Annotated in this window: 1 protein-coding gene; it reads right to left on the reverse strand. The window is 61.1% G+C overall.

The window, feature by feature from the left end; genetic code table 11:
- The coding region (locus K675_RS0121045) for an ABC transporter substrate-binding protein (protein ID WP_017905448.1) at positions 1–836 on the reverse strand (836 nt) is incomplete at both ends.

The following is an 836-nucleotide window of genomic DNA, read 5'->3' on the forward strand; positions in this document are numbered from 1 at the left end:
TTGGCGTTGGGGTTGTACGGACGCTGGACCGGCATGGCCCACAGGGTGATTTCGGTGCCTTCCCTGACGCCGGCGGCCTTGAGCAGTTCCTTGGCTTTTTCCGGGTCGTAGGCGGCGTCCTTGATGGTGTCGTCATAGGACCACTGGGTCGGCGGCATGGCGTTGACCGCCAGTTGGCCGGCACCCTGGTAGACCGCGTTGAGGATGCTCGGCTTGTTCACCGCCATGTCCAGGGCCCGACGTACTTCAGGCTGGTCGAACGGCTTGTGGCGGACGTTGTAGGCGATGTAGCCGAGGTTGAACCCCGGTTTTTCGATCACCTGCAGTTTGGGATCGCTCTTGAGCGCCGGGACGTCGGCCGGTCGCGGGTGCAGTGTCACCTGGCATTCGTTGCGCTTGAGCTTCTGCACACGTACCGAGGCATCGGTGTTGATCGAGAAGATCAACTGGTCAAGCTTGACCTTGTCCGGATCCCAGTAGTGTTTGTTGGCGGCATAGCGGATCTGCGTGTCCTTCTGGTACCGCTGGAACACGTACGGCCCGGTGCCGATGGGCTGCTGGTTGATCTCGCTCGGGTTGCCTTCCTTGAGCAACTGCTCGGCGTACTCGGCCGAGAGGATCGAGGCGAAACTCATGGCGAGGTTCTGGATGAACGCGGCGTCGACGCTGTTGAGCGTCATGACCACGGTCAGCGGCCCGGTCTTTTCGACCTTGGCGATATTCTTGTTCAGGCTCATCCCGGTGAAGTAGGGGAACTCGGTGGGGTAGGCCTTGCGGAACGGGTGTTCGGCATCGAGCATGCGGTTGAAGGTGAACAGCACGTCGTCGGCGTTGAA

Source organism: Pseudomonas fuscovaginae SE-1 (genome assembly GCF_000364705.1).
Lineage (GTDB): Bacteria > Pseudomonadota > Gammaproteobacteria > Pseudomonadales > Pseudomonadaceae > Aquipseudomonas > Aquipseudomonas fuscovaginae_A.